The organism is Amphritea sp. (genome assembly GCF_016744155.1).
Lineage (GTDB): Bacteria > Pseudomonadota > Gammaproteobacteria > Pseudomonadales > Balneatricaceae > Amphritea.
In genome coordinates this window covers 54,613-67,462 of record NZ_JADGEW010000004.1, presented here as the reverse complement: position 1 = coordinate 67,462, position 12,850 = coordinate 54,613, and the positions used below count along the sequence as shown (strand labels likewise).

Annotated in this window: 13 protein-coding genes; 8 read left to right on the top strand and 5 right to left on the bottom strand. The window is 46.4% G+C overall.

Annotated elements, in window-relative coordinates:
- Window positions 1-17: 17 nt before the first annotated feature.
- The gene (locus tag QZZ54_RS05120; RefSeq protein ID WP_290699784.1) at window positions 18-806 is read left to right on the top strand and encodes a glutathione S-transferase family protein; all 789 of its coding nucleotides are present in this window, start codon (window positions 18-20) and stop codon (window positions 804-806) included.
- 21 nt (window positions 807-827) lie between these two features.
- Here QZZ54_RS05120 and QZZ54_RS05115 read toward each other — a convergent pair whose 3' ends face one another.
- On the bottom strand, window positions 828-1,043 hold the full coding sequence (locus tag QZZ54_RS05115) for a DUF3820 family protein (RefSeq protein ID WP_290699782.1): 216 nt from the start codon (window positions 1,041-1,043) through the stop codon (window positions 828-830).
- Window positions 1,044-1,193: 150 nt separating this feature from the next.
- On the opposite strand from QZZ54_RS05115, the gene QZZ54_RS05110 reads away from it, so the two are divergent.
- On the top strand, window positions 1,194-2,021 hold the full coding sequence (locus QZZ54_RS05110; protein ID WP_290699779.1) for an MOSC domain-containing protein: 828 nt from the start codon (window positions 1,194-1,196) through the stop codon (window positions 2,019-2,021).
- Here the strand turns inward: QZZ54_RS05110 and QZZ54_RS05105 are convergent.
- A complete protein-coding gene (locus QZZ54_RS05105; protein WP_290699776.1) occupies window positions 2,018-3,913 on the bottom strand; it encodes a GNAT family N-acetyltransferase in 1,896 nt (631 codons plus the stop codon). The genes QZZ54_RS05110 and QZZ54_RS05105 overlap by 4 nt on opposite strands.
- A 128-nt stretch (window positions 3,914-4,041) precedes the next feature.
- Between QZZ54_RS05105 and QZZ54_RS05100 the strand changes: the two genes are divergently transcribed.
- Window positions 4,042-5,463: an FGGY family carbohydrate kinase gene (locus QZZ54_RS05100; RefSeq protein ID WP_290699773.1), complete on the top strand. Its 1,422-nt coding sequence runs from the start codon at window positions 4,042-4,044 to the stop codon at window positions 5,461-5,463.
- Between the two features lie 195 nt (window positions 5,464-5,658).
- On the opposite strand, the gene QZZ54_RS05095 is transcribed toward QZZ54_RS05100, so the two are convergent.
- Window positions 5,659-6,615 carry a GGDEF domain-containing protein gene (locus tag QZZ54_RS05095; RefSeq protein WP_290699770.1) on the bottom strand — a complete coding sequence of 319 codons (957 nt, stop codon included), beginning with the start codon at window positions 6,613-6,615 and terminating at the stop codon, window positions 5,659-5,661.
- 66 nt (window positions 6,616-6,681) lie between these two features.
- The gene (locus QZZ54_RS05090) at window positions 6,682-7,287 is read right to left on the bottom strand and encodes a DUF924 family protein (protein WP_290699767.1); all 606 of its coding nucleotides are present in this window, start codon (window positions 7,285-7,287) and stop codon (window positions 6,682-6,684) included.
- Between the two features lie 239 nt (window positions 7,288-7,526).
- On the opposite strand from QZZ54_RS05090, the gene QZZ54_RS05085 reads away from it, so the two are divergent.
- Both QZZ54_RS05085 and QZZ54_RS05080 read left to right on the top strand, forming a co-directional pair.
- The gene (locus QZZ54_RS05085) at window positions 7,527-8,294 is read left to right on the top strand and encodes a hypothetical protein (RefSeq protein WP_290699764.1); all 768 of its coding nucleotides are present in this window, start codon (window positions 7,527-7,529) and stop codon (window positions 8,292-8,294) included.
- A 17-nt stretch (window positions 8,295-8,311) separates the two neighbouring features.
- Window positions 8,312-8,929 carry a glutathione S-transferase N-terminal domain-containing protein gene (locus QZZ54_RS05080; protein ID WP_290699761.1) on the top strand — a complete coding sequence of 206 codons (618 nt, stop codon included), beginning with the start codon at window positions 8,312-8,314 and terminating at the stop codon, window positions 8,927-8,929.
- Window positions 8,930-8,948: 19 nt separating this feature from the next.
- Here QZZ54_RS05080 and QZZ54_RS05075 read toward each other — a convergent pair whose 3' ends face one another.
- A complete protein-coding gene (locus tag QZZ54_RS05075; RefSeq protein ID WP_290699758.1) occupies window positions 8,949-9,791 on the bottom strand; it encodes a hypothetical protein in 843 nt (280 codons plus the stop codon).
- A gap of 94 nt (window positions 9,792-9,885) precedes the next feature.
- Between QZZ54_RS05075 and QZZ54_RS05070 the strand changes: the two genes are divergently transcribed.
- From QZZ54_RS05070 to QZZ54_RS05060, 3 genes are read left to right on the top strand one after another with little or no spacing between them, the layout of a single operon-like run.
- Window positions 9,886-10,386 (top strand): gluconate 2-dehydrogenase subunit 3 family protein, encoded by a 501-nt coding sequence (locus QZZ54_RS05070; RefSeq protein ID WP_290699756.1) that lies wholly within the window; start codon window positions 9,886-9,888, stop codon window positions 10,384-10,386.
- 18 nt (window positions 10,387-10,404) lie between these two features.
- The gene (locus QZZ54_RS05065; protein WP_290699753.1) at window positions 10,405-12,063 is read left to right on the top strand and encodes a GMC family oxidoreductase; all 1,659 of its coding nucleotides are present in this window, start codon (window positions 10,405-10,407) and stop codon (window positions 12,061-12,063) included.
- Window positions 12,064-12,120: 57 nt separating this feature from the next.
- Window positions 12,121-12,639 carry a hypothetical protein gene (locus QZZ54_RS05060; RefSeq protein WP_290699751.1) on the top strand — a complete coding sequence of 173 codons (519 nt, stop codon included), beginning with the start codon at window positions 12,121-12,123 and terminating at the stop codon, window positions 12,637-12,639.
- The last annotated feature ends 211 nt before the right edge of the window (window positions 12,640-12,850 follow it).

Below are 12,850 nucleotides of genomic sequence, written 5' to 3'. Positions count from 1 at the left end.
GATCACGGTGAATGAGCATGATTACCTTGTATACCCACCCGATGTCCCCCTGCGCTCAGAAGGTCAGAATAGTGCTGGCTGAAAAAAAGCTAAGCTGGCAGCCTCATCCTATCAACCTGCAACAGAAAGAAAACCTGCAGCCCTGGTATCTTGAACTAAACCCTCTTGGGGTTGTTCCTACACTGGTTGAAAACGATAAGCCGGTTATTGAATCATCTTTAATATGCGAATACCTGGAAGATAGTTACCCAGCAATATCGCTTCGTAGTCAGGACCCACATGAAATTGCTGCAATGCGACTCTGGATGAAACACATTGATATTAAATTACACCCATCCTGTGGCGCGCTTCAATGGCCTTTAATTATGCGGCCGGCTTTACTTGAGAAATCACCAGAAGAACAACAAGCACTGATTAACAGAGTAGTAGAAAAGCCTCGCAGGGAAAGACAAAGGCGCTTGCTGGAAATGGGACTAAACGCCCCGGACGTAATAGACGCGGTAAAAACCTACATCACAACAATAGAGAAAATGGAACAGGCACTCCAAAGCAATAGATGGCTGGCGGGAGATAAAATATCTTTGGCTGATTGCGCTATGGCTCCCTACTTTCAGACCCTGAAACAGTTTGGTTGGGAACTATTTTTTGAAAGCGCTCCGTCGGTAAAACAATGGTATGCGACTATGTCAACCAGAGACTCATATCAGACTGCCGTTGATGACGATTTTTCAGCAGAGACCAACGAAGAGCTGTTATCACTCGGAAGAAAAGCGTTGCCAATTATAAGACAACATCTGGCAAACTAACAAAAAGGACTCTGGATATCTCTAACGACGCAATGGCCTGAGAACATCTTCCAGGCCGTTGAGTTTCACCTCATAAAGTATCTGTAACAAGATTCCTAGCTCCCCTTCAGGGAAACCCTTATTGGCAAACCAAAGCACATAGGGTTCTGGCAGATCTACCAATATTCGCCCCTTATACTTACCAAATGGCATCTGCATATTTGCCAGTTTCTGCAACCTCTGGGGGGTAATTTCCATTATGGCCTCAATTCAAAAATTCGATTAAATAATATCCCGGGTATACAAGAAACTCTCTACCTATTGAGGGACACTAGGATTGCATTTACTATTTATCAGAGCGAGACTACAGCCAAACGATGCCGCAATCTAGGGAAGAGAAAATTCATAATGCAGCCACGCCTTTCACAACTCACGATCTATCCCATTAAGTCCACAGCGCCGCTACACCTGAGTCGCTGTGCAGTCACCGATACCGGTCTAGCCTTTGACCGCCAGTTTGTTGTTTGTGATTCAAGTGGCAAATTTTTAACCGCACGTACCCAACCTAACCTTCTGAAAGTACAGGCCACTCTTCTTCTCGATAGGCTCATTATTTCTGCGCCAGAATCTAAGCCGTTAACGCTTAAATATACTTCGATGGAAAGTCACTACGACAGTATCAATGTCTGGAAGGACCAGATCGACGCAGTCTATTGTGGCGAAGCTGCAGAACGATGGATTAGCCATTTCTTGCAACAATCTTGTAAGTTATATTTTTTTGGCTCTCAATCCAACCGCCCAGTGGCAGAAAATCCTGAAAACCAGGTTGCCTTTGCGGATGGCTATCCCCTTCTACTTATCTCACAAGCCTCTCTGTCTGAACTGAATCAACGTTGTAAAAGTACTGTTGCGATGGATCAAATGCGACCCAATCTGGTAGTTGAGAATACGCTTCCCTATGCAGAAGACAGCTGGAAGCGAATTAGAATCGGCACTGTAGAGTTTAAAGTAGCTAAACCTTGTGGACGATGCATACTGACAACAACCGACCCTTATACGCTTGAGCGCAACCCTGACCGGGAACCCTTAAGCATTCTGAAAAAGTATCGTAAAGGAAGCGATGGTGAGGCTCATTTCGGACAGAATCTTATCACCCTTAACCAAGGCATCATATCGCAAGGTGATAAAGTAGAGATATTGGAAATCTGTGAGCCTGAGATTTATCCGACAGCTTAGAATATAAAAACGTCCGCCAGCTCATCAGCGACAACGGACTCTATTGCTGGGTCATTCAGTAGCTGTTGCTGAGCTTTGAGCATCCCTTTTTGCTGTAATTCACAGCCAGCAGGAGTAAACCCCTTCAACATAACCGCGGCATGTGTACCGCTCACTTTATCCCGGTTATAACCAAGCCGCTGTAACCGTAAGCCCAGTTTTTGCCAGAAATCACATAGCGGTGACGTAGCGCCAAAGCTGGTTCCCAACCAATCGATATCTGAATACCCCTGTTCAATCGCTTTAAACAGTGCAGTTCCTATTCCCCGATGCTGCAACTGTGGATGCACTGCAATACGCATCACCCTGAGCCCACAGCAGCCCGCGGCTTCAGGTATCTGACTGTGGGCCAGCAACGTCTGAGGTATCAATTGCCCTTTGGGGCGACGGGTACCTTTAAGAATTGCGTCTGCCAATTCAGGTGCAATTGGCCCTTCAGTAGCAAGCAAGGCTGTTGCAATAAGCTGCTCCTCACCATTCATTACGATGAATCCCGCCCAGATTTGAATATTTGGACTGTCCAGCAAAATCCGTAGATCGCCTGGTGTTGTTCGGTAATGCGCTAGAATCAACAAACCGAAAAGCTGTTTTAGCAGCGACGTATTTGCAACCAACTCATCTGAATACAAGCGTTTGAAACTCAGGCTCTCCAGGTTTACACCCTGATCCTGGTGAGTAGTTGGAAACTGCACCGGTTCAGCATCTAGTAACAGCGCCTGATAAGTAAACCTTTCCAGAGGGTCATCTTCAGCCCAGCGAACCGGCTGCTCCATGCGTAGCAACACCCGTTCAGGAACTCTTTTATCCAGTAGAGGCATAAATCTAACGGCAAAGCCCTGCCCGGTTCCCTCATAACCATGCAGGGTCGAAGCAAAAATCACTCGCTGATAGTCCAACATATTTAACAGAACAGGTGCCGGAATGGCGGCAGCTTCATCGACTAGTAGCAGGTCTGCTGCTGGTCGTTGCTGAATCAGAAGATCAGGCAGGATAAAACACATGCGACTCTTGCCGAGGGTCCAACTATCACGGTCACAGAGAAGCTTCTCAAAGGGTAATAGCATTTTGATCATAGTAAAGACTGACTGAACCGAACTACGCGACGGAGCTGTCAAAATTATTTCAACAGCGTCACCATTCATCAACTTGGCAGCAACAATACCCAATGCGGCGCTTTTCCCCCGGCCCCGGTCTGCAGTAACAACCCTAACAGCTCGTCTCTGATCCACCATTTTCAAGCAATTGTTCACTACAGATGCTTGGTCAGCCGTTTTATACGGAAAGCCCTCAGGCGCCGCGTCAGATGCTCTAACAATAGTTACACTGGCAGAGCAAGGATTTTTAGGAGGCGGGACATTTTCACAGAATTGAATCAATTGATCATCGGCCACTATCGTTTTCTGCAGATGGCGGATAAAGCGGCGCCCCACATCCTTTTCAACATAAGGTTCTACCGCAATATGCTGATACTCCGGATCAGAGAAACCCTCCCACAGTTCAGGTAATGGTGTAATCAGGATAAATGTGCCCCCGGCAACCAAAGTGCCGACCACCTGCCCAAAGCCATTAGGGTTAAAGCCGCTCCAACAGTCCAACAAAACACAATCACTTTCCTGTCCTAGCAACTGATGTGCCTGTTTTGCACTAACTGGACGAATACCTGAAGGCGACTGTAACCCTATATCGGAATCGCCAACCCAGGACCACCGCGACAGACTATTTCGCTGCCGGGGTATTACTCGCTGACACCATTCACGACTACCACTAATAACTATCAGTAATCGATGGGCGCTCTCCTGCTGAGCCTTCAGTAATGCTTCAATATTCTTCTGAACCGGTTCAACGCCGCTCACTGTTCTATCCTTAATTTCACCACTACTGAATTTTACACCGTCTGTTAGTCAGGGTATAAGAGAAATACAATTAAAAACAAATCACTACGGAATCGGCCTCTATGCGTATGAAGTGTTGGATATAACTAATGCATTCTGACTTATGTCTGGTAATGGATCAGGGCAGCCATAGCAGCCGAGCAATGGTCTTTGATCGTTTTGGTCATTGTCATAGCCAGGGACAGGTCAGAATTAAGACACAGCTGACACCACCCAACCGCGCCGAACAGCAACCCGAGCAGATTCTTATCTCATTAAAACGTGCAGCCCTGGAAGCGATCAGCACCCTGAAGCGGGAAGACAGAATGCGCCTGCGAAGCGCAGCTCTTGTCACTCAACGCTCTAGCACCTTGTGCTGGGATGCTGATAGCGGTGCTGCGCTAACACCTGTCATCAGCTGGCAGGACCGCCGTGGTAGCCATTATATAGACGATATAATGCCTCTGGCGTCGATGATCAGACAACTGACGGGGCTCTACCCTAGTGCTCACCTGGCTGCCTCAAAATTGCGCTGGTGTTTAGAGCATCTGCCATTCACTACTGCAAAGCACCGTGTCAGAGGAGGCCCGGTTGCTGCCTGGCTGATTAAACAATTAGTCCACGAACAGCCGGACCTGGTCGATGGAGTTAATGCCTCAAGTACCATGCTTTATTCAATCAATGAAAAAAACTGGCACCCCGAACTACTGAACCTGTTTGAACTACCTGATTCTCTTCTCCCCACGGTCTGCCCTAGCAAATTTAATTACGGAAAACTGCGATTGCCTGGGTGCGAATTACCCCTCAATTTTGTCAGTGGTGATCAGGCAGCTGCTTTATTTGCCTTTGGCCCACCCTCGCAAGATAACCTGCATATAAATCTGGGGACAGGCGGTTCTCTAAACCGGGTCATAACGGAACGGGGACTTCATCCACAGGAGAAGCTTCTGCACAATCTGATCTTGTCAGGGCAGCTGCCAATGTTTAGTGCGGAAGGTACTGTTAACGGTGTAGAAAATGCTCTGGAATGGGCATTGAATATCTGTCGCCCTGATTCTCAAAATCTGGATGAGTGGCCCGCCCAGTTCCCTGATCCACCCCTATTTATGAATATGGTTGGTGGGGTAGGATCTCCCTATTGGAACTCTCTGGATCGGTCCTGTTGGATCGATGACAATGAAGACCCTAAAGCTCGAATGGTTGCGGTGATGGAGAGCATCATATTCCTCACCTGCCGTAATATTTCGGCTATGTCTGCCCTACCCAAAGCCAAACAGATCATCATTAGCGGCAGCGCTAGTCGACTGAACTATCTGAGCCAAGGGGTAGCTGATCTGTGCGGAATTCCGGTAATACGCTATGAGCAACAAGAGGCATCTTCTCTGGGAGCTGCCTGGCACGCCTTGCCAAATAGCATCAGAGACTTTAAACCTGAGCAGCAATTTGCACCGATGAAGAATACAGCTCTCGAAGCACGCTATAAACGGTGGCAGGAAGTATTCAGGGAATACCTTGAACAACTGGATGAATAACTGACCCATCGATAATGCGTTCTCTATTGCGCCCTATTGCAAAATTTTCAATACGATCAAACCTTGTTCATAAAACGTCTCTGCCAGCTTAGCGTCTGTCTCAACATATTATTAACAAGGTTTCTCCTTCATAAAAAAACCCGCTGATTAGCAGGCTTTAACTAGTACTGAATTATCTATTTACCCGCCACTAGATTAGCTGGAAAATGTTACCGGAATATCTCGAGGGTCTTCAGTTTTAGCACAAACCTGGTCGCCACCCTGAGCAATTGCATCGCTCAATGCCGCTTCAACTTTGGTCAGTATGTTTTCAGCGGTGAGTAGAGACGATGGTTGCATTGTACAAGTACCAATACTGAGACTCAGTGCCTTTCCTTCTGTTCCGATATCCCGAACCTCCTGGCAGAGTCGTTCAGCCAGCACCGGAGATTGTTCATTAGTTGCCGGCAACAGCAGGGCAAAGCGGTTACCCGCAATTCGGGCAACGAGGTCACCTGGCCGCGATATAGCGCCCTCAAGAACAGCAGCAACCTGGCAAACCTTCTGACGAGAAGACTCGCTTTCCTCCACTTCAAGCTTATCGGCATTAATTAGCATCAATGTTAATGGGCTGAACTCCCTCACAGCCCGACGGCATTCAGTATTCAGCATCTGATTAAAATGGCGTTCATTAGCAAGACCAGTAAGATCATCGCTGACAACAAGTGAAGCTACCTTTTCCTGACTCTGTTGTAGCTCCAGTTCTTTCGACTGAATGACCTGATGATAAGTACGGGTTCGTCCTGACATGCTCAACCACATACCGAACATTACAAAGGTCAAACCGCCTCCCATCAACGCAATAAAAAGGGGAATAAACGTATGATGACTGGCAACAATTGGATCCGCAAGACTAAAAAACTCATCTTCAGCCAACTCTTCCTGCGGCCCATACGCTTCCCATAGCGAATCGACATCTCTCGCTTTTCCCGCTAGCTCATAATTGACCTCATCCACCCGGTGCTCAATCGCAAGACGGATAGCCTGAACAGCAACCCTTTCTTCATAGGAGCGAACCCCAAAAAATAAAGCGACAAACACCAGCACCGAAACCACCAGAATAAAAATGGTTTGAAGTCGGCTCTGAGTTTCCGTTTGTCTGGTTTCTATCACACTCGTGTTCCTTTATGACGACCTGTTTCATCCAGTAAATACTTTTTTCTTAGTTGATGCAAACCCCTATTGGCCATAACGTTTATGTGGCTGATTGAGATAAGCCAGCTCTTCAGGCGTTGAAGAACGGTTTAGAATTTTATTGCGATGCGGAAACCGGCCAAAACGAACAATAAGATCCCGATGTTCATTGGCAAAATCAAGGGCATTATCTATATGATGCCTCTGCTCTCTGGGGGTTGCACAAAGCATCCCTTCAAATTGCGTAACACAAAGGTTCTGAGCACTCATATCTTCAGCATGTTCCAAAGGCATATAAAAGAACAGTCTTTCACTGGTTTCCAGAGCGGTATCATGACCACTCTCAATGCCTTCACGACATAACTGTTCCGCTCTCTGATCACCGGAAAAAGCATCAACCGAACCGCGATAAATACTACGGGTGAATTGATCCAGTAGGAGAATCAGCGCTAAACGCCCTCTCGGCTGGCCCGACCAATCATCCAACTTTCCCCACTGAGCCATTCTAACCTGATGACCAAATAACTCGTCAATCAGACGGTCCATCTTTTCATCACCAAACCACCAAAGATTCTTACGATTTGTAGCTGGAAACCCCTGCTTCAGCTCGCCAAACCAAAATTGCAGAACCTCTTCTATCTGTTCGGTCATACTATTCCCTCATTAAACCAATTATTTAGCACGCCCCAGATCTCAGTATAGAAGAGAAGCACGGCCAAAAATAAGATTTCAACTAATATGTGAGAGACTTAGAGTAAAAGCAATTTAACTTTGATAAATTGCAAATCTGCTTTAGTCTGAACTATATGAAAATAAACCACTCTTTATACACTAGGGAAGTATGCGAATAACTCCAAAGTATTTTCAGTGGATTTTTCAATGGGGGAAAAATGCGAAATATTCTGATTCTTGTCATATTGGCCGTAGTGAGTTTTGGCGGTTATCTATTTTTAAACCAACAGCAACCTACACAATCAGTCAGTAACCCGGAACCTCAGCAGGACGAATTATCGCGGATGGCGGCAGAGCGGCATATTGAAAATCTGACCTCAGAACCCGAGCAAGTAATTGAAATCGGTCAGGCAAATAACTTTGTCACCCAGGATCAACTCCTACAGCTACCGGCGGGTAAAGCCACAGCCGAAGCGGGTCTTGAAGCGATCAAATCCGATACCGCAACAACCTTTGGTATTCAACTGGAACAGATAGGTAACCCCAGCCAACCTCAGAAAGAAATAATATCCATTACCCAACTTCCAGCAGCCGACCAGATCAGGCTTCAGGAGCTACTGAATAATCCGGATAATGCAGCAGGCACCCTGTTTTACATTCACGGTGTCAGCAACTCTGATAAGCAGGGACTCTGGGGGATAATCCAAAGCGGGCTTATCGACACCTTTGCCCGTGGCATTCAATTAAATAACCAACAGATCCGTACTGACATCCCGCAAGTTGCTGACGAAAGACTCGCCAACAGTACCAGTTCATTCTTAGGTTCTGTACTAGATGAAAAAGTTAAAGACACCTATGTATATAACTACGCAAAAGGTGTTCTTGGCCAAAACCCAAACCTTATTAACCCAGGCCAGGAATTAATAATCGTATCCTTCACACAGGATGAGTTGATAAATATTTACAACCATTTCAGTAATCAATAACAAATGCGGGAGTTAACATGATTGATCTCTACACTTGGGGAACGCCCAACGGACGTAAGATTTCTATCATGCTGGAAGCAACAGGTTTACCGTATATGGTGCACCCGATAGATATTGTGAAGGGTGACCAGCATGAAGCGGATTTCCTGGCTATTAGCCCTAATAATAAAATTCCTGCCATTATCGATGATGAAGGCCCAGATGGAGGAAGTATAAAGCTCTTTGAAAGCGGGGCCATTCTTCTCTATCTCGCAGAAAAGACTGGTGATTTTATCCCTACCGATCCAATCAAACGCTTGGAGTGTCTGCAATGGCTGATGTGGCAAATGGGCGGCTTTGGCCCGATGCTGGGCCAGGCTCATCACTTCAACCGTTTTGCAAAAGAAACCATTCCCTATGCCATTAAGCGTTACAGTGATGAAACCCGGCGCCTTTGGGGAGTGTTAGATAAACAACTGGCCGGACATTCCTTTATCATTGATCAAGAGCTCAGCATTGCTGATTTTGCTATATATCCTTGGGCAGGACGCTATGAGTGGCAGGGAGTTCAGTTGGATAAATACCCCCATGTAAAAACCTGGATGGAGAAGATGAGTAACATCGAATTTGTTCAGCGAGGCATGGCCGTCCCTTAAAACCCTACGCAATACTTCGTCAACACTCCAGGCCAAACCGGCGAAGTTGTCGGGGCAAAAACTCATCAAGGTTCTTTAGATCTTCCTGCTGTAATTCAAGCACATCGAGGTTATTTTCCTGATATAACGATATCTTGCGCATCTTCTCTTTCAGGTAGCCTGGATCATTCTCACTGCCCCAGAACTCTATAAACAAGCTAATCTGAGGTAGATAAAAATCAGCTCTGACATCATCCCTGACAGGTAAAACTTTATGACAGGCATGTGGGATACCCGCCAAGTAGAGCCAATTATCAATCATCACTTCTGCTTCAGAACGCAGAAGATGACCATCCATTGAACTACACCCCATGCGACTTTCTACTTCAGCCAAATGCGGCGCAAACTGTTTCAGGCTTCGTTTTAACACGGCGCTATCTGTCAGCGTCTTAGGCCAGACGACATAAGGTATCGCCGTATTCGGATCTTCTTTCTGAAGCCCTCCCTGTTCTTTTCCGGCCAAGGTAACTTGCCAGCCTTTTAACCAGGATTTTATCCACCCAAGTTCTGCCAGTAAGGTATTAATACGCTTCGCTTCAAGTCCTGTTTTCAACCCCAGCCCTTTAGCACTGGTGAAGCGGTCTTCAGGACTGACCAGCGCACGATGCTCTTTTACTGTTTCTGGCCAGACGATATAACGCCCATAGCGTTCGCTATCCCGGTAACTCCCCTGTTCAAATTCCCCTTTAGTTGTTAACAACCACTGTTCTTCTTCACGCCTAATCCAGCCAAGCGCTTCCAGCTCAGAAAACATCTGGCGACTGGTCTTACCTAGCTTCTTTGCTAGAGCTGAGGTTGAGATTTTTTTTAACTCTTTAGCCATTGACTCTATTCCGTTATATGGTCATCTTCGTCGCTACAGTTGATACTGTGACAAATATGATTAAGGGTCAAAAAGAATTTACTCAGGGATCAAAATGAAACCTTTATCCAGAAGACAGCTGCTAGTTGCGACAGTTTATAGTGCCATTCTGCCTGCTCCCCAGATTTTGTCAGCTGGAACGATCAATAAACAAGCCTCTAATCATCCGCAAGAAATACTGACTGCGATGGTTGATATGATACTTCCAGCCGACCAACACTCGCCTGCTGCCAGTCAGTTGGGGGTAAATAAAGCCCTGTGGCAGCTTGCTGAGAGAAATTTAAACCTAAAAAAACTCTTGATTAAAGGTTGCCGATGGCTCGACAAAGAATCGTTTGGGAACTTTATCACACTGCCGGACAACCAAAAGATTGAATTACTACGCTGGATGGACGAGAGAGCATCGCCTAAGCGCCTCCCAGGGCTTTTTTTCAGACAAGTAAGATATCACTCTGTAGGTCTCTATTATGCAACTGAACAGGCTCAGAAAGGGCTAGGACTACATCAGTCCCCTCAACCAATGGGTTACCCTGAAATAGGCCTGCGTGATAACTAAGTGGATAAGACAAGTACTATGTACGATGTAATTATTGTGGGATCAGGGGCCGGTGGAAGCGCTGCTGCTTACGGATTGACTCAGGCAGGACACAAGGTACTGCTGCTTGAAGCGGGCCCACGTTTCAACCCAGCTACTGATTATCCACTGACCAACAGCGACTGGGAGTTATCATTATTTCCAGAAAAGAAGGGAAGCCAGGGAAAATATACCTTTGCGCCGATGCAAAAGCTTGAAGCTCGCTGGCAACACCTTCGCTCGAAAAACAGTCTTAATGGCTATCTATCACCCGGAGATTCCCGAATACCCTCTGGGATCGGTTACCATCACGTCAGAGGAATCGGTGGCAGCACGCTTCATTTTACAGGCGAAAGCCACCGGCTCCATCAGCAATCGATGAAAATGCATTCCCTATTTGGGGTCGCTGCCGATTGGCCTCTGACCTACCACAACCTCATGCCATACTATAATCAAGCAGAAAAGCTGATCGGTGTTGCAGGCATAACTAATATTTCGGGCAGAGATTACAACGGCTCATCGCTTCTTCCTCCCCACCCGTTCTCTGACACCAGCAGAATATTGCAACGTGGAGCAGAAAAGCTCGGAATGCATTGGCAGGCCAATAACCGGGCAGCATTGTCCCAAGCCTATGATGGTAGACCCGCCTGTAATTATTGTCACAACTGTAACCGTGGCTGCCCCAGAGGTGATAAAGGATCTGCAGATGTAACTTTTATTCGTCAGGCAGAATTAACTGGCAAACTGCAGATAAAAACCAGACTTTCGGTTTTAAAACTTGAAAATGATGGCAACAGTAAAATTTCAGGGGTGCTGTGTGCCGACAGTTCCGGGCAGCGTTTTTCGTTCTCAGCGCCTATTGTTATCCTCGCCTGCGGCGCACTAGAGACTCCTAGACTTCTGTTGAATTCAGCTGACGCAAACTCTCTAGAAGGGCTTGCCAACGAATCAGGGCAAGTTGGCAAAAACTTTATGGAGACCCTGAGTTGGACTTCAACTGGTTTGAGTAATGATTCAGTTCAAACCTTCAAAGGTTTACCTGCTGATGGCATCTGCTGGGATTTTAATGCCCCTGACAGTGTCCCTCATATTATTGGAGGCTGTCGTTTTTCTTCGACTACAGCCGAAGCTGACCTGAGCGGCCCGGTCAATTATGCCCGTCGTCTTGTCAAAGGCTGGGGAGCTGAATTCAAAGACACTATGCGACAGCAATTTGGGCATGCAATAACCGTTGGCGCTATTGGCGAATCGCTACCCAATGACCGTTCATTCATCGCTCTGGACGCAACAGCGAAAGATGAGCATGGCTTACCTCTGGCCAGGATTAACAGCTATCTGCCTGAAACGGAACTCAGACGTCTTGAGTTTATGGCTAAGCGCTGTAACAGTATTCTGCATGCAGCAGGAATGACCGAAGTAATCGAGTCCTATGGCAGTTACGACTTTTTTTCATCTACTCATGTATTTGGCACCTGCCGAATGGGCAATGATAGTAATACATCTGTTACAAACAGTTACGGACAATCCCATCGCTGGAACAACCTTTACATCTGTGATGCAAGTATTTTTCCAAGCAGTGGCGGTGGAGAATCTCCTTCACTAACCATAGAAGCCCTGGCGTTGCGAATGGCCAACTCTCTAAAACACCTTGTAGAATAAGTCACTATGATTTAGCCTCTGTACAAAACATAACATCGCATAATGGGGACATTTACAATGCATAAAACTTTCCAGGCTGGCTTAAGCCTTGCCTTCTTAATACTATCTTTTAATAGTTTCGCAGGTGGCCCTCCACCAGCAACGACGACAACAACTTATAATGATGTTGAAGAATCTAAAGATGAAGCTTTCATCGGTTTCAACTGGGCGCTGGGCGGCAGCCTGACACCCGAGCTTATTCTGGGTTTTCGAAGCGTTGATGTGAACAGTGATGGCGATGTTGAAGGTGCGGGTACCAGCATCTCTTTTAGCTTGCTGAAAACCAGCTTTGATAAAATCAAAGTATTTGGCATTAAGGGCAACGATGATCTGGCTGGAGAGCTCGGTTTCGGTTTCAGCCTGCTCAACCAAAGCTGGCTCGGCACACTAGGAGCTCAGGGTGACCACTTTAATATCGGCGCTGACCTGCTTAAACAGGGCGGCTTCCAATTGAATGGCCAGCTTAACAGTACTGATTATGAGGCTCCTGATCAGGAAAAAGTAGTCGTAGTCGTACCGTTCGTACCACCAGTTTAATCGGATCGACATAAAAAACCGGACATTTGTCCGGTTTTTTTTATTCTTTAAGCACCGCTGTGTCACCTTTACTTACAGGTATTCCAGCTTCTGTGCTGCTCCTGTTTTCAAATCTATATGACTATCTATAATCCGAATCCTACTGATTTTGAGATTTACTTTGGATTGGATAGCAACATCTCGCTCTGCTCTTTGAGAGTATTACGCCAGC